This is a genomic window from Sphaerisporangium sp. NPDC004334 (assembly GCF_053602655.1).
This window is the reverse complement of record NZ_JBSGDZ010000058.1, coordinates 1-25,138: the sequence shown is the minus strand read 5'-3', so window position 1 is coordinate 25,138 and position 25,138 is coordinate 1. Positions and strand designations below refer to the sequence as shown.

Annotated in this window: 20 protein-coding genes and 2 tRNA genes; 12 read left to right on the top strand and 10 right to left on the bottom strand. The window is 73.0% G+C overall.

From position 1 onward, the window contains the following. Positions 1-20: 20 nt before the first annotated feature. The 3 genes from ACWEN6_RS39995 to ACWEN6_RS39985 form a co-directional block, all read right to left on the bottom strand. Positions 21-91, bottom strand: a tRNA-Cys gene (locus tag ACWEN6_RS39995). 30 nt (positions 92-121) lie between these two features. Continuing rightward, positions 122-194: transfer RNA gene (locus ACWEN6_RS39990), tRNA-Gly, on the bottom strand. 69 nt (positions 195-263) lie between these two features. After that, positions 264-920, bottom strand: coding sequence for an ACT domain-containing protein (locus ACWEN6_RS39985; protein ID WP_354847559.1), 657 nt, complete (start codon positions 918-920; stop codon positions 264-266). A 128-nt stretch (positions 921-1,048) separates the two neighbouring features. Here ACWEN6_RS39985 and dusB point away from each other — a divergent pair, with 128 nt between their 5' ends. Further along, positions 1,049-2,161 (top strand): tRNA dihydrouridine synthase DusB, encoded by a 1,113-nt coding sequence (gene dusB / locus ACWEN6_RS39980; protein ID WP_452577347.1) that lies wholly within the window; start codon positions 1,049-1,051, stop codon positions 2,159-2,161. A 473-nt stretch (positions 2,162-2,634) separates the two neighbouring features. On the opposite strand, the gene ACWEN6_RS39975 is transcribed toward dusB, so the two are convergent. Continuing rightward, on the bottom strand, positions 2,635-5,118 hold the full coding sequence (locus tag ACWEN6_RS39975) for a DEAD/DEAH box helicase (RefSeq protein ID WP_452577346.1): 2,484 nt from the start codon (positions 5,116-5,118) through the stop codon (positions 2,635-2,637). Between the two features lie 274 nt (positions 5,119-5,392). Here ACWEN6_RS39975 and ACWEN6_RS39970 point away from each other — a divergent pair, with 274 nt between their 5' ends. After that, positions 5,393-6,103: a hypothetical protein gene (locus tag ACWEN6_RS39970; RefSeq protein ID WP_452577344.1), complete on the top strand. Its 711-nt coding sequence runs from the start codon at positions 5,393-5,395 to the stop codon at positions 6,101-6,103. A gap of 292 nt (positions 6,104-6,395) precedes the next feature. Beyond that, positions 6,396-7,265 carry an HD domain-containing protein gene (locus ACWEN6_RS39965; RefSeq protein WP_452577342.1) on the top strand — a complete coding sequence of 290 codons (870 nt, stop codon included), beginning with the start codon at positions 6,396-6,398 and terminating at the stop codon, positions 7,263-7,265. Between the two features lie 171 nt (positions 7,266-7,436). Here ACWEN6_RS39965 and ACWEN6_RS39960 read toward each other — a convergent pair whose 3' ends face one another. After that, on the bottom strand, positions 7,437-7,706 hold the full coding sequence (locus ACWEN6_RS39960; protein WP_354847567.1) for a DUF4031 domain-containing protein: 270 nt from the start codon (positions 7,704-7,706) through the stop codon (positions 7,437-7,439). Next, positions 7,703-8,218, bottom strand: coding sequence for a MarR family winged helix-turn-helix transcriptional regulator (locus ACWEN6_RS39955; RefSeq protein ID WP_452577341.1), 516 nt, complete (start codon positions 8,216-8,218; stop codon positions 7,703-7,705). The genes ACWEN6_RS39960 and ACWEN6_RS39955 overlap by 4 nt, the downstream gene beginning before the upstream one ends. Positions 8,219-8,275: 57 nt before the next feature. On the opposite strand from ACWEN6_RS39955, the gene ACWEN6_RS39950 reads away from it, so the two are divergent. Beyond that, positions 8,276-8,674 (top strand): VOC family protein, encoded by a 399-nt coding sequence (locus tag ACWEN6_RS39950; RefSeq protein WP_452577339.1) that lies wholly within the window; start codon positions 8,276-8,278, stop codon positions 8,672-8,674. A gap of 93 nt (positions 8,675-8,767) precedes the next feature. On the opposite strand, the gene ACWEN6_RS39945 is transcribed toward ACWEN6_RS39950, so the two are convergent. Together ACWEN6_RS39945 and ACWEN6_RS39940 are read right to left on the bottom strand one after the other, a co-directional pair. Further along, entirely contained in the window at positions 8,768-9,523 is a 756-nt protein-coding gene (locus ACWEN6_RS39945; protein WP_452577338.1) for a rhomboid family intramembrane serine protease, read from the bottom strand. A gap of 273 nt (positions 9,524-9,796) precedes the next feature. Then, positions 9,797-10,207 (bottom strand): nitroreductase family deazaflavin-dependent oxidoreductase, encoded by a 411-nt coding sequence (locus ACWEN6_RS39940; protein ID WP_354847578.1) that lies wholly within the window; start codon positions 10,205-10,207, stop codon positions 9,797-9,799. A 163-nt stretch (positions 10,208-10,370) separates the two neighbouring features. On the opposite strand from ACWEN6_RS39940, the gene ACWEN6_RS39935 reads away from it, so the two are divergent. The 8 genes from ACWEN6_RS39935 to ACWEN6_RS39900 all read left to right on the top strand — a co-directional run bounded on the left by ACWEN6_RS39935 (position 10,371) and on the right by ACWEN6_RS39900 (position 21,525). Further along, complete coding sequence (locus ACWEN6_RS39935) at positions 10,371-11,900, top strand: SDR family oxidoreductase (protein ID WP_452577336.1); 1,530 nt, start codon at positions 10,371-10,373, stop codon at positions 11,898-11,900. Positions 11,901-11,983: 83 nt separating this feature from the next. Next, entirely contained in the window at positions 11,984-13,372 is a 1,389-nt protein-coding gene (locus ACWEN6_RS39930) for a GH12 family glycosyl hydrolase domain-containing protein (protein WP_452577334.1), read from the top strand. A gap of 364 nt (positions 13,373-13,736) precedes the next feature. Then, entirely contained in the window at positions 13,737-14,879 is a 1,143-nt protein-coding gene (locus tag ACWEN6_RS39925; RefSeq protein WP_452577332.1) for an endonuclease domain-containing protein, read from the top strand. Position 14,880: 1 nt separating this feature from the next. Continuing rightward, positions 14,881-15,579 (top strand): hypothetical protein, encoded by a 699-nt coding sequence (locus ACWEN6_RS39920; RefSeq protein WP_452577330.1) that lies wholly within the window; start codon positions 14,881-14,883, stop codon positions 15,577-15,579. Then, entirely contained in the window at positions 15,576-18,872 is a 3,297-nt protein-coding gene (locus ACWEN6_RS39915; protein WP_452577329.1) for an ATP-binding protein, read from the top strand. Before ACWEN6_RS39920 ends, ACWEN6_RS39915 begins: the two co-directional genes overlap by 4 nt. Positions 18,873-19,083: 211 nt before the next feature. Continuing rightward, a complete protein-coding gene (locus ACWEN6_RS39910; protein ID WP_452577327.1) occupies positions 19,084-20,145 on the top strand; it encodes a hypothetical protein in 1,062 nt (353 codons plus the stop codon). A gap of 280 nt (positions 20,146-20,425) precedes the next feature. Next, positions 20,426-21,139, top strand: coding sequence for a hypothetical protein (locus ACWEN6_RS39905; RefSeq protein WP_452577325.1), 714 nt, complete (start codon positions 20,426-20,428; stop codon positions 21,137-21,139). Between the two features lie 218 nt (positions 21,140-21,357). Further along, positions 21,358-21,525 (top strand): hypothetical protein, encoded by a 168-nt coding sequence (locus tag ACWEN6_RS39900; RefSeq protein WP_354847591.1) that lies wholly within the window; start codon positions 21,358-21,360, stop codon positions 21,523-21,525. A 529-nt stretch (positions 21,526-22,054) separates the two neighbouring features. Here ACWEN6_RS39900 and ACWEN6_RS39895 read toward each other — a convergent pair. Beyond that, positions 22,055-22,960, bottom strand: coding sequence for a MurR/RpiR family transcriptional regulator (locus tag ACWEN6_RS39895; RefSeq protein WP_452577323.1), 906 nt, complete (start codon positions 22,958-22,960; stop codon positions 22,055-22,057). Between the two features lie 138 nt (positions 22,961-23,098). Then, complete coding sequence (locus tag ACWEN6_RS39890; protein WP_452577320.1) at positions 23,099-24,601, bottom strand: glycoside hydrolase family 3 protein; 1,503 nt, start codon at positions 24,599-24,601, stop codon at positions 23,099-23,101. Positions 24,602-25,138: the final 537 nt, after the last annotated feature.

Genomic DNA, 25,138 nt, shown 5'->3' with positions numbered 1-25,138 from the left:
GTGCGTCGATCGTCGCGCGGAGGTGGAGACGGGATTTGAACCCGTGTACGCGGCTTTGCAGGCCGCTGCCTCGCCTCTCGGCCACTCCACCGGGCAAGGCCTCTGCGCGGAGACCTCTCCGAGCGGACGACGGGATTCGAACCCGCGACCCTCACCTTGGCAAGGTGATGCTCTACCAGCTGAGCCACGTCCGCGTGACGCCGCCGCGAGATCGCCTCCCGCGGTGACGAGAAGGAACTCTAGCGGGTTTTCCGCGTCTGTGCCTAACCGGCGGCCGAACCGCGGAAGGTGCGCGCCACGCTGCGCTCGACGGCCGGCAGGGTCAGGAAGATCTCCAGGATGCGGGTGAGCCGGTGCACCTCGATGCGATGGAACGGCGGCCCGTCCGCTCTGGCCAGCAGGAACGTCATGGCGAGCGGCGGCAGCGGCGCCGCGATGATGTGCAGCCCGGAGGGCAGCGTGTGCGCCTCGGGGCGCGGCGGCGTGATCGAGGGGAAGGGCACGTCCTCGGGGGCCCGCCAGCTCGCGTGGACCAGCGTGCGAGGAACCTTCTCGGTGCCCGCGGCGGCCCAGTCGGCGCTGAACAACACGGGCATGGAGTCGATCATCGTGGCCAGGGCGCGGTCGCCGGCCGTGGTGATGTACTTCAGGATCTCCAGCTCGGGATAGGTGCCCGGCGCCTCGCGCGTGGTCCACACCCCTTCGACCGTGACGTCGGCCATGCCCTCCAGACACTGGACCAGCGCCTCGCGCGGCGCCGAGTCGGGCCAGTACACCGTGAGGTCGTCCACCGCCCGGCCCTCGCCCCGCTCGAGCACCAGCAGCTGCGTGATGTCGGCGCCCGCGACCCCGAGGACGCGCGTGACCTGGCCGAGGGACCCCGGGCGGTCGGGCAGCGAGATACGCAGTCTCAGGAGCATCCAGCGCCTCCGATGTCACGTGGGGCGGAACCCCCTCCCAATCTAGCCGTCCCCGATCCTCGGGGTCCAAACGGCCCGGCCGGGCCGCCCCGCGCCGCCCCGCCGGAGGGTGCGGTAGAAATGGGCAGGTGAAGATAGGTGCGTTCGAGGTCTGGCCTCCCGTGGTCCTCGCCCCGATGGCGGGCGTCACCAACGCGCCGTTCCGCACGCTCTGCCGGGAGCAGGGCGGCGGCCTGTACGTCTCCGAGATGATCACCACGCGGGCGCTGGTCGAGCGCAACGCCAAGACCCTGGCGATGATCCGTTTCGAGCCGGGTGAGCGGCCGAGGAGCGTCCAGCTGTACGGCGTCGACCCCGCGGTCGTGGGCCGGGCGGTGGCGATGGTGGCGGAGGAGGGCCTGGCCGACCACGTCGACCTGAACTTCGGCTGCCCGGTGCCCAAGGTCACCAGGCGCGGCGGCGGCTCGGCGCTGCCGTACAAGCGCGACCTGCTGCGGCGCATCCTGCGCGCGGCGGTGGCCGCCTCCGGCACGCTCCCGGTCACGATCAAGATGCGCAAGGGCATCGACGACGACCACCTGACCTACCTCGACGCCGGCCGCATCGCCGCCGAGGAGGGGGTGAGCGCCGTCGCCCTGCACGCCCGCACCGCGGTGCAGCACTACGGCGGCACCGCCGACTGGGACGCCATCGCCCGGCTGAAGGACGCCGTCCCGCAGATCCCGGTGCTCGGCAACGGCGACATCTGGAGCGCCGACGACGCCCTGCGCATGATGCGGCGCACCGGCTGCGACGGGGTGGTGGTGGGCCGGGGCTGCCTGGGCCGTCCGTGGCTGTTCCGCGACCTGGACGACGCCTTCCACGGCCGGTCCGAACGCGCGCGGCCGACGCTGGGGGAGGTCGCGGCGACCATGCGCCGCCACGCCGAGCTGCTGGTCGAGTGCTTCGGCAGCGAGACCCACGGCGTGCTGGACTTCCGCAAGCACGTCGGCTGGTACCTCAAGGGCTTCACCGTCGGCGCCGACGCGCGCCGCGCCCTGGCCACCGCCCCCTCGCTCGACGTGCTGCGCGAGCACCTGGCGACGTTGCCCGCCGACCAGCCGTGGCCCGGCGAGGCGGCCGACGGCCCGCGCGGCAAGTCCACCCCCCGCGACCGCGTCCACCTGCCCGACGGCTGGCTCGACGACCCCTGCGACGGCACGGTCTCACCGGAAGCCGAACTGGAGACCTCGGGCGGCTAGCGCGCCGTCCACGAGCGTCCACCGACTAAGGCGCCGTAGCGGGCGCCGCCATCGCCGTACCACGACCCGCCGACCCGGCGCCGATCATCTCCAGCACATGGCGGGGTGGAGAGCCGCGCCGGTGAACGCACGTGGCCACCGGCCTGGCGGCGCCCGGACGGTCCGCGCGCTGATCACCCTCAGCACGTGGTGGAGTGGAGAAGGCCTCGCGCGGTGAAGGTCCGTGGTCACCGCTCTGGCGGCGCTCGGACGGGTCCGCGCGCTGATCATCTTCAGCATGTGGTGGAGTGGAGAGCCCGCGCGCGGTGCAGGTGCGTGGTCACCGGCCTGGCGGCGCCCGGACGGTCCGCGCGCCGATCAGGCGGTCCGGCGAGCGTGCGCGAGTGCGCGTCGAGCGCCTCGTGGCCGCGGCAGGCGGGTCCGTCAGGGCCGGAGCCGGAGGCCGCCGTGCTCCGGTCGTGAGGCGCCGGCCGTCAGAGGCGGTTGACGGTGGTGACGTGGACGACGGCGCGGCCCTCCTCGTCGGAGGCGGCCAGGTCCACCTGCGCGCTGATGCCCCAGTCGTGGTCGCCCGCCGGGTCGTGGAACACCTGGCGCACCCGCCACAGCTCCTTCTCCTCCTCGATGAGCAGCAGCGCCGGCCCGCGGGCGTCCGGCCCGGTGCCGATCTCGTCGTGCTCCTCGAAGTAGTCGTCGAGCGCGGACTCCCAGTCGACGTCGGCCAGCTCGTGCAGCTCCTCGTACCGTTCGAGCGCCGCGAGCTCCACCATGCGGAACATCGCGTTGCGCACCAGCACGCGGAACGCGCGCCGGTTGGAGGTGACCGGCCGGGTGTTCTCCTCCAGCCCGGGCCGCTCGACCTCCTCGGAGGGGTTCTGCAGCTGCTCCCACTCGTCCAGCAGGCTGGAGTCGACCTGGCGGACCAGCTCGCCCAGCCACTCGATGAGATCCTGGAGGTCCTCGGTCTTCATGTGGTCGGGGACGGTGCGGCTGAGCGTGCGGTAGGCGTCGGCCAGGTAGCGCAGCACCGTCCCCTCGGAGCGGGCCAGCTCGTAGAACTGGACGTACTCGGTGAAGGTCATCGCCCGCTCGTACATGTCGCGCACGACCGACTTGGGGCTGACCGCGTAGTCGCCCACCCACGGGTGCCCGCGCCGGTAGGTCTCGTACGCGCCGAGCAGCAGATCTTGCAGGGGCATCGGGTAGGTGACCTCGGCGAGCAGCTCCATGCGCTCCTCGTACTCGACGCCGTCGGCCTTCATCTGCCCCACGGCCTCGCCCCGGGCCTTGTTGAGCTGGGCGTGCAGGATCTGCCGCGGGTCGTCCAGCGTGGACTCCACGATGGAGACGATGTCCAGCGGATAGACCGGCGACTCGGCGTCCAGCAGCTCGAAGGCGGCCAGCGCGAAGGTCGCCAGGGCCTGGTTGAGCGCGAAGTCCTCCTGGAGGTCCACGGTGAGGCGGGCCATGCGGCCCTGCTCGTCCGGCTCGCGCAGCTTCTCGACCACCCCGCCGGCCAGCAGGGACCGGTAGATCGCGATGGCGTGGCTGATGTGCCGGCGCTGGGCCTTGCGGTCCTCGTGGTTGTCGGTCAGCAGGTGCTTCATCGCGGCGAAGCAGTCGCCGGGACGGTTGATCACGGCGAGCAGCATGGCGTTGCTGACCTTGAACCGCGAGTTCAACGGCTCGGGCTCGGCCTTCTGCAGGCGCTCGAAGGTCTCCTCGCTCCAGCCGACGAACCCCTCGGGGGCCTTCTTGCGGACGACCCGGCGCCGCTTCTTGGGGTCGTCCCCGGCCTTGGCCAGGGCCTTCTCGTTCTCCACGACGTGGTCGGGCGCCTGGCAGACGACGTAGCCGAGGGTGTCGAAGCCCGCGCGGCCGGCCCGGCCGGCGATCTGGTGGAACTCGCGGGCGCGCAGCAGCCGCACGCGGTTGCCGTCGTACTTGCTGAGCGCCGTGAACAGGACCGTGCGGATCGGGACGTTCACTCCGACGCCCAGCGTGTCGGTGCCGCAGATGACCTTGAGCAGGCCGGCCTGCGCCAGGCGTTCGACCAGGCGGCGGTACTTGGGCAGCATGCCGGCGTGGTGGACGCCGATGCCGTGGCGCACCAGCCGCGACAGCGCCCGGCCGAACTTGGTCGTGAACCGGAAGCGGCCGATGAGCGCGGCGATGGCGTCCTTCTCGGCCTTGGTCGACATGTTGACGCTCATCAGCGCCTGCGCCCGCTCCATCGCCGCCGCCTGCGTGAAGTGCACGACGTAGACCGGGGCCGACTGCGTGGACAGCAGCTCCTCCAGCGTCTCGTGCAGCGGCGTGGTGCGGTAGCTGTAGTACAGCGGCACCGGGCGGGTCGCCGAGCGCACCACCGACGTCTCGCGGCCCGTGCGCCGGGTCAGGTCGGTCTCGAACCGGGTGACGTCCCCCAGCGTCGCCGACATCAGGACGAACTGCACCTGGGGCAGCTCCAGCAGCGGCACCTGCCACGCCCAGCCCCGGTCGGGCTCGGCGTAGAAGTGGAACTCGTCCATCACGACCTGGCCGATGTCGGCCCGCGCGCCGTCACGCAGCGCGATGTTGGCCAGGATTTCGGCGGTGCAGCAGATGATCGGCGCCGAGGCGTTCACGGCGGCGTCGCCGGTCATCATGCCGACGTTCTCGGTGCCGAACACCGCGCACAGGTCGAAGAACTTCTCCGACACCAGGGCTTTGATCGGCGCGGTGTAGAAGGTGCGCTCGCCCGCGGCCAGGGCGGCGAAGTGCGCCCCCGCCGCCACCAGGCTCTTGCCCGAGCCGGTCGGCGTGGCCAGGATCACGTTGTTGCCGTAGAGGATCTCGATCAGCGCCTCCTCCTGCGCCGGATACAGCGTCAGCCCACGCTGGGTGTTCCACTCGACGAACGCTTCGAAGAGGGCGTCGGGGCCGGTGTCCTGGGGAAGGTGCTCGAGGAGGCTCACACCTCAATACTGCCGAAGCCCACGCCATGGTCGATCCACCACAAGGTGAGAACTCCACCCCGCCCGACGCCCACACCCGCCCATGGCCCCCCGGCGCCCGTACCGCCCGGCCTGACCCGGCGTCCGCACCCGCCCCGCTCCGGTCCGGTTCGGCGTCCGGGTCCGCGCCCGCCCGGCCGATGGTCACCGGTTCGGTGAGGATCCGGTGAACCCGTGCGGCCGGTGCCGCGTCTTCTGCGGGGGGCCGGCAGGCCCCGGGGGAGAGGGAGTGGCGATGCGTGGATCCACGACGGCCGTGATCATGGCGGCGACGACGGCGGCGGCGTTGGCGTTCGGCGCCGGCACGGCGGAGGCGGGAACGGCCCGCGCGGGCGCCCCGGCGTACGCGGGCACCGTGGTGCCGGCCGGGGTGGCCGCGGCGCCGGCGGGTGCGGTGGGCGCGGTGGGCGCGGCCCCGGCGCCGGGGAAGGTCGCGAACAGGCTGTTCCGCGCCTGGCTGCGCGGCGACAGGAAGGCGGCCGGCGCCGTGGCGGCCCCGGCGGCGGTCAAGACGCTGTTCGCCTACGTCTACCGCGCGCCGGACGAGTTCGCCGGCTGCGTGGGCGGAGCGTGCAGGTTCGTCCACACCAGCGTCCGCGTGCCCGGCGCCCTCAACGGCATTCTGATGATCGTCTCGGGGGGCACCGTCACGAAGGTGTACGAGTCACGCCACCTCACCACGGCGGGCAAGGCCGCCAAGCACCTGTTCGGCGCCTGGAAGGCGGGCGATCGGAACCGGGGCCTGGAGGTCGCCTCGGCCGGCGCGGTGAAGAAGCTGTTCCGCGCCCGGTTCGGCGGCGTGGGCTACATCTACCAAGGGTGCAGCCGGGAGACCGGCGGCACGAGCTGCGCCTACTCCTACGAGGGCGGCGCCATGCTGATGCACGCCCGCGGCAGCGCGACCAGAGGCTACGAGATCCGCTCGATCACCTACATCGCCGACTGAACTCCGGCGTACCGCACGGCCCGCCCACCGGCCCGCCAAGCCGGCCAAGGCCGTGCCGTCCCATGCCGACCCGTGCCGTCCCATGCCGTCCCATGCCGTCCCATGCCGTCCCATGCCGTCCCATGCCGATCCGTGCCGATCCGTGCCGATCCGTCAGGCTGAGCCGTGCCCTGCCGTGCCTGCCGTCAGGCTGAGCCCTGCCGTGCCGGTCCGTCTGTGGGACCTGCCCATGCCGTACGGCCGGGTCGAGCCCGCCGTGGCGGACCGCCGGACGGCCCGGCACGATAGGGGCATGACCGATCGCGCGACGGCCGGGCCGGCCGGCCGGGGTGGGGAGCCGGACGAGCCCCGAGGCGCCGGCGATCTCGCGGTGGCTCACGCGTCGGCCGGGGTGGACGGCCGGGATGGGGAGCCGGCCGGGGGGCTCGGAGGAGCCGGCGATCTCGTGGTGGCGTGGGCGGCCATCGCCGGAGACTCGGTGGCGGCCCGCGCCGTCGTGGCGGAGCTGATCGCGCGCTGGTCGGAGCCGCACCGGCGCTACCACACGCCCGCCCACCTGCGTGCCGTGCTCGCCGCGATCGATCCCCTCGCCGGGTTCGCCGCCGACCCGGTGGCGGTCCGGCTGGCCGCTTGGTTCCACGACGCGGTGTACGACGGGCGGCCGGGGTGGGACGAGGAGCGCAGCGCCCAGCTCGCCACGGCGCGGCTCACCAGGCTCGCCCCTCCGCCCGTCCCGTCACCTTCCCCGTTCGGACGGCCCGGCGCGGCCGCAGACTTCGACGGTGGGCCGGACGGTGGTCTCGACGGTGGACCGGACGGCGGTCTCGGCGGCGGGCTCGACGCCCGGCGGATCGCCGAGGTGGCGCGGCTGGTCCGGGTGACCGCCGGGCACGACCCCGCGCCGGGCGACCGCGACGGCGAAGTTCTGTGCGACGCGGACCTCGCCGTGCTCGCCGCACCAGGGTACGGGGCGTACGCCCGCGCGGTACGGGAGGAGTACCGCCACGTGCCGGACGAGGCGTTCAGGGCGGGCCGGGCGCGCGTGCTCCGAGACCTGCTGGCCGCGCCCACGCTGTACCGGACCCCGCTCGCCCGCGAGCTGTGGGAGGCCGGGGCGCGGAGCAACATGCGAGCCGAACTCGCCCGGCTGCTCGCCCCCTGAGACTCAGCCGCCACCCGCCACCCGCCGTCGGCCGTGCGCTCAGAAGGCCGGGACATGTGGGGTGGGGGCGTGCCGGTCAGGAGGCCCCCCCACACGTGGCGGCCAGAGGGCCGGGACGTGCGGAGTGGCGGGCGTGCTGGTCGTGAGGCCGGGACGTGGCGGGCGTGGCGGTCAGGAGACCAGGCGGCGGCGCCGGCGGAGTCCGGCGGCGATGAGGCGTTTCACCAGCGTCTGCGAGGAGACAGGCTCGGCGCCGAGGGCGACCGCGCGGTCGTACACCGTCTCCGGCACGTCGTAGTGGTCGCGGTCGAACGCCCTGGGCGGGACGCCCAGCTCGGCGGCGAAGGCGTGCAGCTCGTCCAGCGAGATGTCGCTGACCAGGTGGGACCACAGCAGGTCGCGCGGCCCCGGCCAGTTCGGCGGATCGATGAGCACGGTCACGAAGGCGACGATATCGGCGTTTCCCGCTCCGTTGGCACGTCGGTCTCGCCGGGGAGGAGGGCGGCGCGCGGGTCCAAGCTCGCGTAGGCCTTGCGCAGCAGGCGGTGCAGCGTCTCCCGCTCCTGCGCGTCGAGGGCGCGCAGGATGTCGTCGTGCACTTCCGCCGCGCGCCGCAGCGCCTCGTCCAGAGCCGCGCGTCCTTCGGCGGTTATCGACACCGAGTAGCGGCGGCGGTCGGCGGGGTCGCGCCCGCGGTCGACCAGACGCCGGGGGAGCAGGGCGTCCATCACGGCGACCAGGTCGCTGGCGTCGATGCCGAGCCGCCTGCCGAGATCGCGCTGGGAGGCGGGGCCGAAGTCGGCGAGCGCGGCGAGCACCGCCATGTGCCACAGCCCGAGCCCCATCGACTCCAGTCGCGCGCCCATGCCGCGCCTGCCCGCGAGGCCGGTCTTGGACAGGACGAAGGCGGTCACGCCGAGCAGGGAGGGCGGCAGTTGCGGAACGTCGGTCACCTCGGCAGGATAGGGCACCACCAATCATTGGTGAATACCAACGATTAACGGAAGGCAATGATGGACGCCCTGTACCCGCGCCTGCTCGTGTCCCGTTTTTCCGAGTGCTTCCGCTTCTACGACGGCGTGCTGACCGAGGCGCTCGGCGGCACGCGCGCCAAAGGGGAGCCGTCCGGACCGTACGCCAACTGGGGTCTGGGGGATCAGTCCCTGCTCTCCCTGCTGGACCGCGCCATGATGGCCGGCGTCGTGGGCGATTTGCGACCCCCGGCGCCGTCGGACGCCGCGATGCTGGTGCTCACCGTCGGCGACGTCGATGCCGCGGCGGCCTGCGGGGAGCGGCACGGGGGGCGGGTCGTCGCCGCGCCGGCCGCCCGGCCCGAGTGGGGGCCCACCGTGCGCACCGCCCACCTGCGCGACCCCGACGGCAACCTGCTGGAGTTCCAGTCCTACTGAAGCCCCCCGCGGCTCGCGGACGCGGTCACCTGCAAGAAGGCCGTCGGGGGGACGGCGAACGTGCGTGGTCGCGACCTTCGGGGAACCCGGCGGTCACAGTCCCAGGTCGTCGAGTTCCTTCATCAGGGCGGCGCGGGAGGGGTCGGTGCTCGCGGGGGCCGGCCGGCTCGTCCCCGGCATGCCGGGAACGGGCCGTCCCAGGCCGGGCGCGGTGGCGCTCCCCAGCGGCCGTGCGGCGCCGGCGCCGGGAAGCGCGGAAGCGGCGCGCGGGCGGCGGTCGCGGAACAGCCAGCCGCCGAGGATGCCGCCGGCGAAGCCGAACAGGTGGCCCTGCCAGCTGAACTCGTCGGTCGGCAGCAGGCCGGTGAACTGGTAGGCGAAGCAGAGGCCCATGACCAGGCCGACGACGATGTCGATGCGGTGCCGGTCGAACAGACCCCGGACCAGGATGTAGCCTAAGTATCCGAACACGACGCCGCTCGCGCCCGCGGTGACGCTGTTCGGCCCGGCGACGAACCAGACGCCGAGCCCGCTGGCGACCGCGATCAGCGCGGTCACCCCGAGGAACTTCATCACTCCGCGGTAGGCGGCGAGGAAGCCGAAGACGAACAGCGGGCCGGAGTTGCCCTCGATGTGGGCCCAGCTCCAGTGCAGGAACGGCGCGGTGACGATGTCGGGCAGCCGGGCGGGGTCGCGGGCAACGATGCCGAACGACTGGCTCAGGGAGTAGGCGGTGATCGCGTTCAGGATCTGCAGGACCCAGATCAGCGCCAGGAATCCGACCATGACCCAGAACGCCTTCCGCGCCTCGGCGATCATGATTTCGGCCGTCTGATTCTCGCTGCCCACCGCGTGCCTCCCTGGTCGTGCGTCCGCGCGGGACCCTCACGACCGGCAGGCCGCCATGGCCGGACCTCGTCCGGGCCTCCCCCTGTGGTTCCGCCCCGACATCTTCGCAAATCCCGTGCCGTCAGGGCCACCGGTCAGCGGCCGGCGTCCTCCAAGAAGGACACCGGCCGCCGCCGTCCTCGGCCGCAGGCCACCGCCCGCGGGCCATCACGCCATCACGCCCCGCCCGCCGCCCGCGGGCCGCGGGCGGCGGTGGGAAGGGGGCGGGCGAGATCACAGGTCGCCGGTGCGCTCCAGGACCACGACGGGGATCTCGCGGTTGGTCTTGGTCTGGTACTCGTCGTACTGCGGCCAGGTCGCCGTCATCAGCCGCCACAGCTCCGGCTTCTCCTGCGGCGTCGCCGTGCGGGCCCTCGCCCGGAAACGGTCGCCCATGACCTGCACCTCCACCTCGGGGTGGGCCTGCAGGTTCAGGTACCAGTCCGGCGACTTGGGGTCGCCGCCCTTGGAGGCGACGATGACGTAGTCGTCGCCGTGCCGCTGGTAGATCAGCGGGTTGACGCGATCCTTGCCGCTCGTGCGGCCCTTGGTGGTGAGGAGCAGCGTGGTCGTGCCGTTCCAGTCGTGGCCTTCCTTGCCGTCTGTGGCGCGATACCGCTCAACGTGCTCTTTGCCGTAAAGCATGTCGATTGCCCTCTTTCATAGGTGGATGTCCCGGGGTCTACCCGGTATCCCGGAGATGATCCGCCTCCACGACGAGACCATCCTCTCGGGCACGCCGGGCGCGGGGCGCAACCGGCCCGGGCCGCGGGCACGAATCAGCTAGGGGAGTCGAGGGGGTGGCGAGATGGCGCGGTGCCTGGTGACGGGCGCGACCGGCTACATCGGTGGACGGCTGGTGCCCGAGTTGCTGGAGGCCGGTCACGCCGTGCGCTGCATGGCCCGCTCGTCGGCGCGCCTGCGCGGCCAGGTGTGGCGCGACCGGGTGGAGGTCGCGGAGGCGGACGCCACCGACCTGGCGGCGACCAGAGCGGCCCTGGAAGGGGTGGACGTCGCCTTCTACCTGATCCACACCATGGCCGCCGGCCGCGACTTCGCCGAGCGCGACCGCGCCGCGGCGCGGACCTTCGCGCTGGCGGCCAGGGAGGCGGGGGTGCGCCGCATCGTGTACCTCGGCGGCCTCACCCCCGCCGAGCGGCCCTCCCCGCACATGCGCTCGCGCGCCGAGGTGGAGGCCATCCTGCGCTGCTCGGGGGTGCCCACGGTCGCGTACCGGGCGTCGGTGATCATCGGCTCGGGGTCGGTGTCCTTCGAGATGCTGCGGTATCTGACCGAGCGGCTGCCGGTCATGACCACGCCCCGCTGGGTGCGCACCCGGACGCAGCCCATCGCGATCAGGGACGTGCTGCGCTACCTGGTCCGCGCGCTGGACATCCCGCCGGGCGCCGAGCGGGCCTACGACATCGGCGGCCCCGACGTGCTGACCTACGCGCAGATGATGCGGGGCTACGCCGAGGCCGCCGGGCTCCCGCCACGGCTGATCATTCCGGTGCCGCTGCTCACGCCCAGCCTTTCCAGCCACTGGGTCGGGCTGGTCACCCCCGTCCCGGCGGGCGTGGCGCGGCCGCTGGTCGAGTCGCTGCGCAACGAGGCGGTCTGCCGTGAGCACGACATCGCCCGGTACATCCCCGACCCGCCGGAGGGCCTGACCTCCTTCGGGCAGGCGGTGCGGCTCGCCCTGCTGCGCATCAAGGAGGCCGACGTGGCGACGCGCTGGTCCTCGGCCTCGACGCCCGGTGCGCCCAGCGACCCGCTGCCGACCGACCCGGACTGGGCCGGCGGCAGCCTGTACATCGACGAGCGGTCCAGGGCGGTGCGGGCCTCCCCGGAGGCGCTGTGGCGGGTCATCGAGGGCATCGGGGGCGGCAACGGCTGGTACTCCCTGCCGGTCGCGTGGTGGGTGCGCGGCCTCGCCGACCGGGCCGTCGGCGGGGTGGGACTGCGCCGGGGCAGGCGCGACCCGGCCCGGCTGCGCGTCGGCGACGCCCTGGACTTCTGGCGGGTGGAAGAGATCGAGCCGGGCCGCCTGCTGCGGCTGCGCGCCGAGATGCGCCTGCCCGGGCTCGCGTGGCTGGAACTGTGCTGCCGCCGTGAGGACGGCGCGACCGTCTACGGCCAGCGGGCGATCTTCCACCCGCGCGGGCTGCTGGGGCACCTGTACTGGTGGGCGGCCTACCCGTTCCACGGGCTGATCTTCGGGCGGATGCCCGGCAACGTGGCGCGCGCGGCCGAGGCCGGCGGGGCCCGCACTGAAACTTTCAGTGCACAATCGGGTGTCGTGCCTGCTCAGCCAGGCAAAGCCGGCCGCCCGCGCTAACGGGTCCTGTTCGGTGGTGGTGAGCCCAACCTAGGGTCGCGACAGATTGGGAGCGCTCCCACATCCCACCCCCCGGAGGCAAGATGAAACGCCGAGCACTGAGAGCCCTGACGGCCGTCCTCGCCGCCGTGGGCTCGATCCTCATGATGTCGGTGGTCGCCGGCCCCGCCCGCGCGGACGTCCAGATCTGCGAGAAGTACGGCGCCACCACCATCGCCGGCGGCAAGTACGTCGTGATCAACAACAACTGGGGCGACGACACCCAGCAGTGCATCAACGTCACCTCGAGCGGGTTCACCGTCACCCAGGGCAACCACAACAAGCCGCAGAACGGCGCGCCGGGCTCCTATCCCGCCGTCTACGCCGGCTGCCACTACGCCAACTGCAGCACGGGCAGCAGCCTGCCGATGCGCGTCACCGACAGCCGGTTCGCCGGCACCCAGACCAGCGTCAGCATGACCTACCCGTCCAACGGCAGCGTGTACGACGCGGCCTACGACGTCTGGTTCGACCCGACGGCCCGCACCGACGGCCAGAACACCGGGGCCGAGCTGATGGTCTGGCTCAACCACACCGGGTCGGTGCAGCCGGTGGGCTCCAGGGTGGCCACCGTCAACCTGGCCGGCGGCACCTGGGACGTGTGGTACGGCAACAGCGGCTGGAACGTCATCTCCTACGTGCGCACCTCGCCGACCAGCTCGATCAGCTTCAACATCAGCACGTTCTACAACGACATGCTCAGCCGCGGCTACGTGCAGAACTCCTGGTACATGACCAGCGTGCAGGCCGGCTTCGAGCCCTGGGTCGGCGGCACCGGCCTGGCCGTCAACAACTTCTCCTACACCGTCGGCGGGGGCAACAACGGCGGCGACACCCAGGCGCCGTCCGCGCCGTCCAACCTGCGGGCCTCGAACGTCACCTCCAGCGGCGTGAGCCTGGCCTGGAACGGCTCCAGCGACAACGTCGGGGTGACCGGTTACGACGTCTACCGCGGCTCCACCCTCGTCGGCACCACGAGCGGCACCTCCTACAACGTCAGCGGGCTGTCCGCCTCGACGGCGTACTCCTTCTCGGTGCGGGCGCGTGACGCCGCCGGCAACACCTCCTCGGCCTCCAACTCCGTCTCGGTGACCACCAGCTCCGGCGGCGGCAACCCCGGCGGCTCCTGCCGGGTCACCTACACCAAGAGCGAGTGGGCCGGCGGATTCACCGCCAACATCACCGTCGGCAGCGCGAGCGCCGTCAACGGCTGGACGCTCGCCTTCACCTTCCCGGGCGACCAGAGGGTCACCAACGCCTGGAACGCCACCGTCTCGCAGAGCGGCTCGTCGGTGACCGCCAGGAACGTGGACCACAACGGGTCGATCCCGGCGAACGGCACCGCCTCGTTCGGGTTCCAGGGCACCTGGTCCTCCAACGACGCCTCGCCGACCTCCTTCACCTTGAACGGCACCGCCTGCACGACCGGCTGACCTGCTGACCTGCCGGCCGACTGACCGGCTGGTCGGCTGACGGACTGCACGACTGCACGACTGACGGGCCCCGCGGGGAAGGGATCCCTTCCCCGCGGGGCCGTCCGTGTCCGAAGCGATGACCCGCCACGCCCAGGACGCGCCGGTGGACGGCCTTTCCCGCGCCTCCGCCCGTCTCCATGGCCCAATCGGTACATGAGCCGGGTAAACCGAATCTCCGATTGAGCGTCCTAACGCGTTCTCCGCTACATCTCTATCTACGCAAAATCGATTAAGCCCCGTGTTTTCCGGAATGTATGGTGCTTCGCCGGCATCGGCCGATAACCTCGGCGAGCTGACGTGATCCGGAACCAGGGGAAGCGGCGTGGCGGAATCGTGGGCCGAGGTGCCGGGAGAGCGTGTCGTACGCCTTTTTCCGGCCCATGCCGGTTTCTCCGTCGCCGAGGACGATGTCGCCCTGTGGTCGCTTTCCGGCGACGCGCCGGCCATTCTCCGCCACCGCGCCGTGCCCGCGCGCACCGTGCCGGAAACGGTGGCCGCGATCATGTGCGCCATGGAAAGCGCCGCGTTCGAAACCTTCCCCACCTGGGTTCCCGGCGCGCGGGCCATCGCCGGCCCCGGAGGCGCGGGCGCGCGTGCCGTACGCGCGCTCGCCCTGCGCGCCGCGTCCGACGGCGGTCACCACGGCCCGTTCCTGGCCGACCTCGCCGAGGCGGCGCTGCGGGGCGGGCCGCCGTCCCGGCCGAGGTTCGCCCCCGAGGTGCGCGCGGCCGGTCTCGCCCGGGTCCTCGCGGCGGCCTCCGGGCGTCCTCGTGCGGCGATCCTGGTGGAGGTGCCCGCCGGTCTCCCGGCCGCGGCCGAAGAGGTGCTCGTCTCGGCCTGCGAGTGGCTGGCCGCCCATGGTCGGCTCGGCGTCTGGCTGACCGGCGCGCCGCTGTCCTCGGTGGACCGCGTCGAGACGCTTCCCCTGCCCGGCGCCCCGCTCGCTGCGGAACCGGGCGCGGGCCTCGCGGAGGTGTTCCCCCTGGGCCGCTCGACGGGAGCGGCGGCCGGCGCGCCCCACCCCGGTGCCCGTGAGCCGGATGTTCGTGGGAGGACGGCGCCGGCCGGGAGGTCCGCGCGTCCGGCGGCCGAGTACCCGGCCGCCGCTGGCGCGCCCCACCCCGGCAGTCGCGCCGAGAAGACCCTGGAGGCCGCGCTGTCCACGCGTCCCTGGGCCGCCGGGCGGGCCTGGAACCAGACCTACCGCCCGCATCCGCTGGCCAACCCCATCAGGATCGACCTGCTGTGGCGCCGGGAGCGGTGCGTCGTCGAAATCGACGGCCCCGACCACCACGCCGTGGACCGCTCCACGGCCGATCGCGACCGTGACGCGTGGCTCCACAGGGACGGCTATGCCGTGCTACGCGTCACCAATGCCCAGGTTTTAACAGATATAGATGCCGTTGTCGGCCGGGTGGAGCGCTTCGTCCTCGCCCGCCGCGACCGGACCCCGGAAGGACCATGACGTGCCCGACGAGAATTTGTCGCAGCCGCAGCTGGCGGCCCTGTTCGCGCTCATGCGGGCGGGCGGCGAGATCTCCAACCCGGAGCTGAAGGAGCACTATGGCCTGACGCTGGACGGTAAGGACCGCACGAAGCTGAACAGGCTCAGGCTCGTCGAGAGCCGGAAGCTCGGGCGCGCCTACGCCCACACCCTCACCGACAGCGGCTGGGCACGCCTGGGCGAGGAGATGCGGAGCGGCGTCTGGGCCTGGCCGGGCTCACAGGGTGTCATGCTTCGGGTCCTCCAGGGCGGTCTGCGCGACTTCATGGCGCACAACGACCTGCGCCTCGCCGACGTCTTCGCCACCCCCGCCACCCCCGAGCCGACCGCCCCTTCCGACCCTGAGCCGTCCATTCCTCCCGGCCCCGAACAGGCCGCCGCCCCGTCCTCGCCGAGCGGCGGCGACCCCGAGGCGCGCGTCCGCGCGGCCTACGCAGGGCTGGCCGACCAGCCGGGCACCTGGGTGGGGCTGGCCAAGCTCAGGGCGCTGCTCGCCGACCTTCCGCGGGGAGAGGTGGACGCCACGCTGCTCCGGATGGAGGAGCTCCCCGACGTGACTCTCGTTCCGGAGACCGACCGGAAGCGGCTGTCCCAGGAGGACCGCGACGCCGCGGTGCGGATCGCCGGCCAGGACAAGCACCTGCTGTGGATCGGAGCATGATGACCGGCGAGGAACGGCGCGCGCTCGCGGCCATCAGGTTCAACTGGGCCGAGGTGCCCGACGACGTGTGGCACCCGTCGCGCTTCCACGTCGAAGGATTGCACCGTGCCACGACCCAGATGCTGCTGGACGGGCTCGCCGAGGCGGGCGAGAGCGTGGACGCCAGCCCCATCGGCGTGGTGATGCAGGGCCAGAGCGGGTCGGGCAAGACGCACCTGCTCGGATGGATGCGCGAGCGCACCCTGGAGGAGGGCGGATACTTCTTCCTGGTCGGCCTGCTCGACGCCAGGGACTTCTGGCAGAGCGTCATGGTATCCATGCTCGACAGCCTGGCCCGCGAGGTCGACGGGGACAGTCAGCTCAGGATGTTCCTGCTACGGCTGTCGTCGATGGTGGGCGTCCAGCGCGTGGCCAGGCGCGAGCTGGTCGGCAAGGCGCCGCTGACCAGGCCGACCCTAGACGCGTTCGTGGACATGCTGCGCCGTTTCGACGACCGGGTGGGCCGCGAGGCGCAGGACACCCTGCGAGCGCTGGTGCTTCAGGCATCCGGTGACCTGCGCGCCCAGGACGTCGGCCAGGGATACCTGTCCTGCGAGCCGGAGGAGGAGCAGGGAGAGCGGGCCCGGTGGGGGATCCGCCGGCACGACAGGACGGCGCAGGAAATGGTGCGCGACATCTCCCGGCTGCTCGCGCCCACCGGGCCGTCGGTCATCGCCGTGGACCAGATCGACACGCTGCTCGCCCAGACGGCGTCCGACGGGCATGTGCGGGACGACCGCCGCGACACGGCCGTGGTCGAGAGGATCGCGGGCGGCCTGATGACGCTGCGGGAGGTCACCCGGCGCACGCTGACCGTGCTGTCGTGCCATCCCCCGACCTGGACGCTCATCGAGACGCTGGCCACCGACAGCGTCCAGGACCGCTTCCGCAAGGCGGTACCGCTCATGAACATCCCGGACGCCAAGATCGGCCACCGGATCATCGAGAGACGGTTCGCGGAGACCTTCCGCAAGGCTGGGTTCCACCCGCCGTACGAGACCTGGCCGGTCCGGCCGTCGGCGTTCGACGGCGCCAGGGGCTTCACCCCACGCCGGCTGCTGGTCACGATCGACGCGCACGTCCGGGCCTGCCTGGCTGCCTGCCGCATCGTTGAACTGGAGAGCCTGACCGAGCCGATCACGCCGCTGGACCACGGTGACGGCCTCACCCCCGAGCCCTCCCAGCGGGAGCTCGCGGCGCTGGACGCGCGGTTCGCCGAGCTCCGGGACGCGGCCGACGTCGCGCCCGCCCTGAACGCCGCCACCGAGGACGCCGAGATGCCCGGCCTGCTCGCGGCGGGGCTCACCGCGTGGATCGCCGCGCAGGGCGAGGCCGGGCAGGTGCTCGGCCAGGACGCCCCGCCGAGCGCGAAGCCGCCCCTGCACGCCCGCCTGCGGCGCGAGCTGGTGGAGGCGACCGAGGACGAGGCGCACTGGGCCTTCCGCGCGATCGCCGCCGAGCATCCGAACGCCGCGCTCACCCGCCTCCGCGCGGCGTGCGTGGCGGCCGGCCTGGACGCGGAGGTGGCCAAGCGGCGGTTGTTCGTGCTGCGCAACTCCGGCTGGTCGGGCGGGCCGCGCACGCGCGAGGTCGTCGCCGCCTTCGAACGGGCCGGCGGCCGGACGCTCCGCGTCGAGGAGGAGGACCTGCGGGCGCTGTCCGCCCTGCGCGGCATGCTCGCCGAGAACGCCCCTGACCTGCAGACCTGGCTGGCGGCCAGGAACCCGGCGGCCGCGGTGAGGGTGTTCAAGGAGGCGCTCGCCGACGTGTGGAGCGCACTGGACCCGCGTCCCGCCCCCGCGGGCGCCGGCACCCAGGACACCGCCGCGGATGCCACCGGCAGCTCGGCACCCTCCGGCGACTTCGACACCTCGGGGACCTCGGACTCCTTCGGGACCTCCGGCACCTCGGCGGCCGGCGCCTCTGAGGCCGCGGCGAACGTCGGGACGCCGCGACCATCCGGTTCGTCCGCCGGATCCGGGACCCGGCCCGTCGCGGGACCGGCCGTGCCTCCGGTGACGCTCGGCGAAGCGGCCGGCGACGGCCGCCCGGTGGCGGTCGAGCTGGAAACGCTGCGCAGGCACACGGTGATCTTCGCCGGATCCGGGTCCGGTAAGACCGTGCTGATCCGCCGGCTGGTCGAGGAGTGCGCGCTGCGCGGGGTCTCCTCCATCGTGCTCGACCCCAACAACGACCTGGCGCGCCTGGGCGACCCGTGGCCGCACCGGCCGGACGCCTGGAGCGACGGCGACGCGGACAAGGCCCGCGAGTACCTGGCGTGCACCGACGTCGTGGTGTGGACGCCGCTGCGCCAGGGAGGACGCCCGCTCGCCTTCCAGCCGCTGCCCGACTTCAGCGCCGTCGTGGACGACGCCGACGAGTTCCACGAGGCCGTCGACACGGCCGTCGCCTCCCTCGCCCCGAGGGCCAAGCTGACGGGGAACGCGCCAAAGGCGCACCAGGGCCTGGCCGTGCTCCGGGAGGCGCTCGCCTACTACGGGCGGCGCGGCCCCACCACGCTGCGCGGGCTCATCGCGCTGCTGTCCCAGCTCCCCGACGGGGTGAGCGAGCTGCGGCAGGCCCCGAAGCTCGCGGCCGACATCGCCCAGAACCTGACGGCGGCGATGGTCATCGACCCGCTGTTCGGCGGCGCGGGCGCGGCGATGGACCCCGGTGTCCTGCTGACCCCGCCGGAGGGCCGGCGGGCGCGCGTCTCGGTGATCAGCCTGGTCGGGCTGCCGTCCGACGAGCAGCGGGAGAGCTTCGTCAACCAGCTGCAGATGGCGCTGTTCGCCTGGATCAGGCGGCACCCCGCCGGGGACCGGCCGCTGGGCGGCCTGTTCGTGATGGACGAGGCGCAGACGTTCGCGCCGTCCGGCGCGACCACGGCGTGCACGCGCAGCACGCTGGCCCTGGCCTCCCAGGCGCGCAAGTACGGGCTCGGCCTGGTGTTCGCGACGCAGGCGCCGAAGGGCCTGCATAACCGGATCCCCGGCAACGCCGCGACCCAGTTCTTCGGTCTGCTGAACGTCCCGGTGCAGATCACCGCCGCCAGGGAGATGGCCCAGGCCAAGGGCGGCGACGTGGCAGACGTCGGGCGCCTGGCCACCGGGGAGTTCTACGCGGCCGTCGAAGGGAGGGGCTTTCACAAGGTGCGCACCCCGCTGTGCCTTACCCACCATCCGAAGGACGCCCTGACCGCCGAGCAGGTCGTGGAGAGGGCCGGAAGATCTTCACCTCCCGGCGCCCCCTGACGCCCGTGCACCCAACCCGTTGAAGTCGCCGCCGCCCGATACGCCTGGCCGTCGCTCGGGCGGCGGAGCGGACGGTGGCGGTGATGTGTCATTGCGTAGACGGATATATCGCTCCTGCGGGAGACTGTCGTGATTGATCATTGATCGAGCGGAACGGCGCGGTGCGGGGAGCGCCGCGTCCCGCTCCCGACACCTGTCCGGGGGGCAGCACATGAGCCCGAGCCTCATGACCGGGACGGACCCGGGGCCGTTCAGACTGCGGCGCGACACCCGCGAGCTGCCGCAGGCGGTCGCGGCCCTGGCCGGGGCGCTGCCGGCACGGAGCCTCGCGGCGGTGCTCGCCACCGCCAACCGCACCGCCGTTCGCAAGGGGGCCACGACGGCGTTCGGGTCGATGTCGCCCAAGCCCGCCGACTGGTACTGCTTCGAGCAGGGCGACAACGACACCCTCGACTGGTACCCGCAGGGGATCACCGGCAGTTCGGAGGCGGGCCGCAAGGACACCCAGGTGTTCGCGGTGAGCTGGTACTGGAAGCCCGACGGCAAGGCGGCCGAGCGCGGGGTGCGCGTCTCCTTCCTCAGCACCGCCACCCGCAAGTACCGGCACGTCCTGCTCGTCGAGCCCGTCAAGGGGGCCGACTACAAGGCGATCAACATCCACGCGGGCGGCCTGGCCTGGTACGGCGACCTGCTCTACGTCGCCGACACCGGCCGCGGGATCCGGGTCTTCGACACCCGGCACATCTACGAGGTGCAGGGCGACGACGACAAGATCGGCAAGCGTGGCGGCGCGTACCACGCCTTCGGCTACCGGTACGTGATGCCGCAGGTGGACGCCTGGAGCGGCACCGGCTCCGCCCGGTTCTCCTTCGCCGCCGTCGACCGGAGCGCGAGCCCGCACCTGCTCGTCTCCGGCGAGTACGTGGACCCCGCGCAGGAACCCGGCACGACCGGACGGGTGGCGCGCTGGGAGTTGGACGCCGGCGCCGGTCTGGAGGCCGGCCCGGACGGGCTCGCGCCCGCCGCGCACGCCTTCACCCTCCCGGCGGCCAAGATCCAGGGCGCGCTGTCCCGCCAGGGGCGCTGGTACCTCAGCCAGGCGGCCTCCTCGGTCAAGAACGGCTCGCTGCTGGTCGTCGCGGACGGGCAGCCGGCGCAGGTCCGCAAATTCCCGATCGGCCCGGAGGACCTCACCTGCTGGAACGAGAAGGACCAGCTCTGGAGCCTCACCGAGTTCCGCGGCCGCCGCGTGCTGTTCGCCGTCCCCTTCTGACGGTGCCGGTGGAGGACGGCGCCTCCCGGCGAGCTCTCGCCCCGACGTCCGGCTGACCTGGAGTGCTCGGCCGGATTCGTCAGCTGCGACCGCGATGCGCTTGTCCGCGCCCACCGGACGTGGCCTCGCCGGCGCTTGCGGCGCTTTCAACCTGCTTGCCTGGCCGGCGTCAAGCGGTGGTCAATGGGACTGCAGGTGACCGGCCGTATCTCTTGAGTGTGAAAGACGCCCCGGGCGAGCCGGCCGGGGCGGCGGGACCCTCACACTCAAGGAGACAACGATGAAGCGCACCCTCCTCGGACTCGCCGTCGCCGCCGTCGCGGGCCTGTCGGTCACCGTCCCCGCGACCTCGGCCTCCGCCGCCACCGGCGACTTCGGCCCCGACACCTGCCGCGAGGGCTTCGTCTGGCGCGAGGCCCGCCCCGCGGACCACGTCTGCGTCACCGGAGGCATCCGCACCCAGACCCGCTCGGACAACGCCGCCGCCGCCGGGCGCTGGACCTCCGGCGCCTTCGGCGCGCACACCTGCGTCGACGGGTACGTCTGGCGGGAGGCGTTCAGCGGCGACGACGTGTGCGTCACCCCGGCGGTGCGCCGTCAGGCCGCCCTGGACAACGGGCAGGCCGCCGACCGCAAGGTCTCGGCCCGCCTGTGGATCAACCGGTACACCGTGCCGCCGCGCGACAACGGCGACGGCACCTCGACCTCCACGTCGGTCGACGACATCCCGCGCATCAAGATCAGCGGCGACCACTACAACTTCGGCCAGGTGCGCCTCTACCTGCGCTACAACACGGGACGCACTTTCTGGAGCGGCACCGTGACCGCGAGCTCCCACGGCGGCTTCGCGGGCGGCAGCTTCGGCAAGAAGACCGGCGTCTTCGACTGCTCGCGCGCCGGCAAGGCCGCCAACGGCTACGCCCAGGCATACGACGTCCTGTCCGGCCGCTGGTCCCCCCGCGTCCCCGTCACGATCGGCTGCGCCGTCCTGTGACCCCCGCCTGCGATGCGCACCCTGATCGTGCGAGCCTCAAAGCGAAGCGCGAGCCCCGGCCCCATCCAGGGGTGCGGGGCGTAGCGCGACCCCCGGCCGCACCCTGGGGCCGGGGCGTAGCGCGAACCCCGGCCGCACCCTGAGGGGCGACCCTGACTCGTCCCTGAACCACCCGCCGCGGGGTCCCGCGGCGGTGCGCGGAGATCTAGCCTGGGGTCATGGCTCGAATCCTTCTCCTCATCGCCGCCGTCATCATCGGCTTCATGCTGCTCGGCACCGTGATCAGCCTGGTCGCGGGCATCCTCAAGTGGGCGCTCATCATCGGCGTGGTCGTCCTCGCCTACATGGCCGTCTCCCGCCTCCTCCACTCCCGCCACTCGGCCTGACCCCGCACGGACGTCCCGGCCTCACGCACCCGGCCCGCGCGCGGACGCTCGGCGCGGGCGGTGCGTCGCCCGCAGGCCAGGTCAGGGACGGGGGCACCCGGCCGGTGCTCACCGCTCCGCGGGCGGCCGCAGGTCGGCGTACCTCGTGATCTGGACGGCCAACACGATGACGGCCGCCATCTCGAGTAACGAGAAAATGACGAGCGGGGCGGACGTCGCTCCCATGAACCAGGGCCCGCGTCGCCGATCGCCCGGTGGTCATACCTGCCTGGCGACCTCGGGCATCACGGCCGCCGCGGACGCGTGCGCCCACCTGTGCCGCAGTTCCCACCGTGCGGGCGGTGGTGATGTGCGGCACCGTTTGGTTGCTCAAGCCCGAGATACGATCGGGGGTCGCTGCGGATGTCCGGCAATCTGTCCTGGGCGCCGGTGTTTCCCTCGTCTCGCAGGCGCCGTACCTCGCCTGTCACCCATGACCGCATCTGGCGCACCCACTTATGGGACGCCGGCCGCACGGAAGAGTGAGCGGTCAGGACGGGCGGCGGGGGCGGGGGCGGGAGTCTGTGAGGAAGGTGTCCACGGCGTCGCGGGTGGTGCGGAGGGCCTCGTTGGAGACCTCGGAGGTGCGCTGGGCGACGCCGACGAACACGTAGTCGACGACCAGGAGCTGGCTGATTCTGCTGGCCAGCGCGCCGGGGCGGAAGGCCGTCTCGCGGCCGGCCGAGATCAGCACGTGGTCGCACCCCTCGGCCAGCGTCGAGCGCGGGTTGTTGGTGATGGCCACCGTGGTCGCCCCCGCCTTGCGCGCCAGGCGCATCGGCTCCAGGACGTCGGGGGTCTCGCCGGTGCAGCTCACCCCGATCGCGACGTCGCCGGCCCTGAGCAGGACCGCGCTGGTCAGCGCCAGGTGGGCGTCGGTGAAGGCGTGGGAGGACAGGCCGATGCGCAGCAGTTTCTGCGCCATGTCGGTCGCGACCAGCCCCGAGGCGGCCACCCCGTAGACGTCGACGCGGCGCGCGCCGATGATGGCGTCGACCACCTCGCCGAGCCGTTCGGGGGACAGCTGGGCCGCGGTGTCCTCGATGGCCTCGCGTTCGGCCCGGGCGACCTTGGCGATCACGTCGGAAAGCGGGTCGTCGGGGGCGAGGTCGCCGGGAACGAGCCGGTCGGGGCCGTGACGGGTGGCGGCGGCCGCGGCCAGCGCCAGCCTGAGCTGGGCGTACCCCGAGAAGCCCAGCACCCGGGCGGTGCGCACGATGGTCGCCTCGCTGGTCGAGGAGGCCGCGCTGAGCTCGGTGATCGTGCTGCGGGCGACCGTCGCCGGATCGTCCAGGATGAGCCGCGCGATGATCTGCGCGGAGGGGGTCAGCGAGGGGAGCACGGCCCGCACCCGGGCGACCAGGTTCTCCGGGGTCGAGCGCTGCGGGTCGATCATGCGGTTCCTTTTCTGTTACCGACACATTACTCAATCCTGGTCGTGGCGAACCCCTAAGTTGGCGCCGTTTTGTGTCGTTCCACTCTTCGCCGGTCGCGGCGAACCGTGCGACGGCGTGGTCGTGTGTCGTTCCGGGCTTCAGCGGCCGGTGAGCCATTCCGCGGCGGCCAGCGACGAGACGCGGGAGTTGCCGTTGGTGGCCAGGTAGACCGCTCCCGCCGGGTGGCCGGGCAGGCCCATCTCGACCACGACGGCGTCCGGGCGGCGCCGCAGGATCTCCACCAGGCGGTCGCGCATCCACGCGTGCCGGTGGGCGTCGTGCGTGACGACCACCACAGGGGCCTGCTCGGGCCCGCGCAGCGGGGGAACCGCATCCCGGCCGGGCGTCAGGACGGCGCGCTCGGTGCCGGGCAGCAGCGCGGCCAGCGCCTCGCCGGGCCCGTACGGCAGGGCGCCGCCGATCGCCTGGTGGGGGCGGACGGTCATCTCGACCACCTGCGGCGGCCGGGTGAGGACGGGCCGGTCCGGCGGGGCGTCCCCGGCGGGGATCGTGACGCGCAGCGCCCGCCGGGCGGCGTCCAGGCCGAGCATGGACACCCCGTAGTGAGGGTCGCGCCCGATCGTCCCCGGCTGCGCCGGTGCGCCGTGAGAAGCGTGCCAGGCGGCGAGGGCGCGCACGCGGCCGGCCGCCTCCGCCAGCCGTGCCTCGGGCAGGGCGCCCTCGTGCACCGCGCGGACGATGCCCTCGCGCAGGGCGGTGACGTTCTCGCCGCCGGGGGTGGAGGCGCCCACGCAGATCGCGTCGGCGCCCGCGGCGAGCGCGCGCACGGCGATCTCCGGCGGGGGAAGGAGGGCGGCGACGGCCTTCATCTCGATCGCGTCGGTCACCGTCACCCCCGTGAACCCCAGTTCCAGGCGCAGCAGACCGGTCAGGACGCGGCGGCTCAGCGTGGCGGGCAGGGCGGGGTCCAGGGCGGGGACCATGAGATGGCCGCACATCACGGCGCGCACCCCGGCGGCGATGGCGGCGCGGAAGGGCGGCAGGTCGCGGCGCTCCAGCAGGTCGCGGGAGGCGTGCACGGTGGGCAGCGCGAGATGGGAGTCGGTCACGGTGTCGCCGTGCCCGGGGAAGTGCTTGGCGCAGGCCGCGACGCCCGTGCTCTGCAGCCCGGTGACCCAGGCGGCCGAGTGCCGGGCGACCAGGCCGGCGTCGGCGCCGAAGGACCGGATGCCGATGACGGGGTTGGCGGGGTCGGCGTTGACGTCCACGTCAGGGGCGTAGTCCAACGTGATCCCGGCCTCGGCGAGCAGCAGGCCGATCTCCCGCCCGGTCGCCTCGGTGGTGGCGGGGTCGTCCAGGACGCCGAGGGCGGCGTTGCCGGGCCAGGAGCTGCCGGTGGCGGCCTCAAGGCGGGTCACCGTGCCGCCTTCCTCGTCCACAGCCACGATGACCTGCGGATTCTCCTCGCGCAGCCGCCGGACTAGCCTGGGGGTGTCCTCGGAGATGTTGCGGGCGAACAGCACCACGCCGCCGAGCCCGCCGGCGAGGTGGCCGAGCAGCCAGGCGGGCGGGGTCGTGCCGTCGAACCCGGGCTGGAGCACCGTGGCGGCGAGGCGGTCGAGATCGGGACTGTGCGGCATGCGGGCTTCCGGTGGTCGGGGACCTGCTCCGCCACGGTTGTGGCGATGGACGGCTTTGCGCGTATCTTCTAGGAAGATTTCCTTCATTGGCTCCGGGTTAGGTCACGGCCTGATGACAACTTTCTTCAGATCCATTGATCCTCGGGAAGTTATCTGTCATCTTCGCGCCCGAGGCCGCGGTGGGCGGGCATGTCATGGTCGTCCGCGCGGCCTCACCATCGGAGCACGCCAGGGAGCACCTCAGGGAGCACCTCAGGGAGCGAGGTCCGCCCCTCCGTCGTCCGGGAGGGCGGCGTCGCCACGCCGACAGGAGGCCGCATGAACAGCCGTCCGCTGACCCGCAGGGCCGTACTCGGCGGCCTCGCCGCGGCCGTGTTGAGCCCCGTCGCCCTCGGCCAGGCCCAGGCGCGGGCCGCCGGCGCCGTCCCGCTCACCGGACCGCGCGGGGGCGGCGCCCCGGGCCCCGCGCCCCCCCCCGGCGCCCGCCGAGGGGGACCTGCGCCTGGCCTGCCAGCTCGCCGAGCTGGCGACCCAGGC

What these genes read in the sequence shown, in the direction of transcription:
- ACWEN6_RS39965 (WP_452577342.1), top strand. Translation starts at nt 6,396, where the DNA reads ATGACCGATCGCGCGACGGCCGGGCCGGCCGGCCGGGGTGGGGAGCCG.
- ACWEN6_RS39970 (WP_452577344.1), top strand. Translation starts at nt 5,393, where the DNA reads ATGCGTGGATCCACGACGGCCGTGATCATGGCGGCGACGACGGCGGCG.
- ACWEN6_RS39910 (WP_452577327.1), top strand. Translation starts at nt 19,084, where the DNA reads ATGAGCCCGAGCCTCATGACCGGGACGGACCCGGGGCCGTTCAGACTG.
- ACWEN6_RS39915 (WP_452577329.1), top strand. Translation starts at nt 15,576, where the DNA reads ATGATGACCGGCGAGGAACGGCGCGCGCTCGCGGCCATCAGGTTCAAC.
- ACWEN6_RS39940 (WP_354847578.1), bottom strand. Translation starts at nt 10,207, where the DNA reads ATGCTTTACGGCAAAGAGCACGTTGAGCGGTATCGCGCCACAGACGGC.
- ACWEN6_RS39950 (WP_452577339.1), top strand. Translation starts at nt 8,276, where the DNA reads ATGATGGACGCCCTGTACCCGCGCCTGCTCGTGTCCCGTTTTTCCGAG.
- ACWEN6_RS39905 (WP_452577325.1), top strand. Translation starts at nt 20,426, where the DNA reads ATGAAGCGCACCCTCCTCGGACTCGCCGTCGCCGCCGTCGCGGGCCTG.
- ACWEN6_RS39895 (WP_452577323.1), bottom strand. Translation starts at nt 22,960, where the DNA reads ATGATCGACCCGCAGCGCTCGACCCCGGAGAACCTGGTCGCCCGGGTG.
- ACWEN6_RS39985 (WP_354847559.1), bottom strand. Translation starts at nt 920, where the DNA reads ATGCTCCTGAGACTGCGTATCTCGCTGCCCGACCGCCCGGGGTCCCTC.
- ACWEN6_RS39900 (WP_354847591.1), top strand. Translation starts at nt 21,358, where the DNA reads ATGGCTCGAATCCTTCTCCTCATCGCCGCCGTCATCATCGGCTTCATG.
- ACWEN6_RS39935 (WP_452577336.1), top strand. Translation starts at nt 10,371, where the DNA reads ATGGCGCGGTGCCTGGTGACGGGCGCGACCGGCTACATCGGTGGACGG.
- ACWEN6_RS39890 (WP_452577320.1), bottom strand. Translation starts at nt 24,601, where the DNA reads ATGCCGCACAGTCCCGATCTCGACCGCCTCGCCGCCACGGTGCTCCAG.
- ACWEN6_RS39930 (WP_452577334.1), top strand. Translation starts at nt 11,984, where the DNA reads ATGAAACGCCGAGCACTGAGAGCCCTGACGGCCGTCCTCGCCGCCGTG.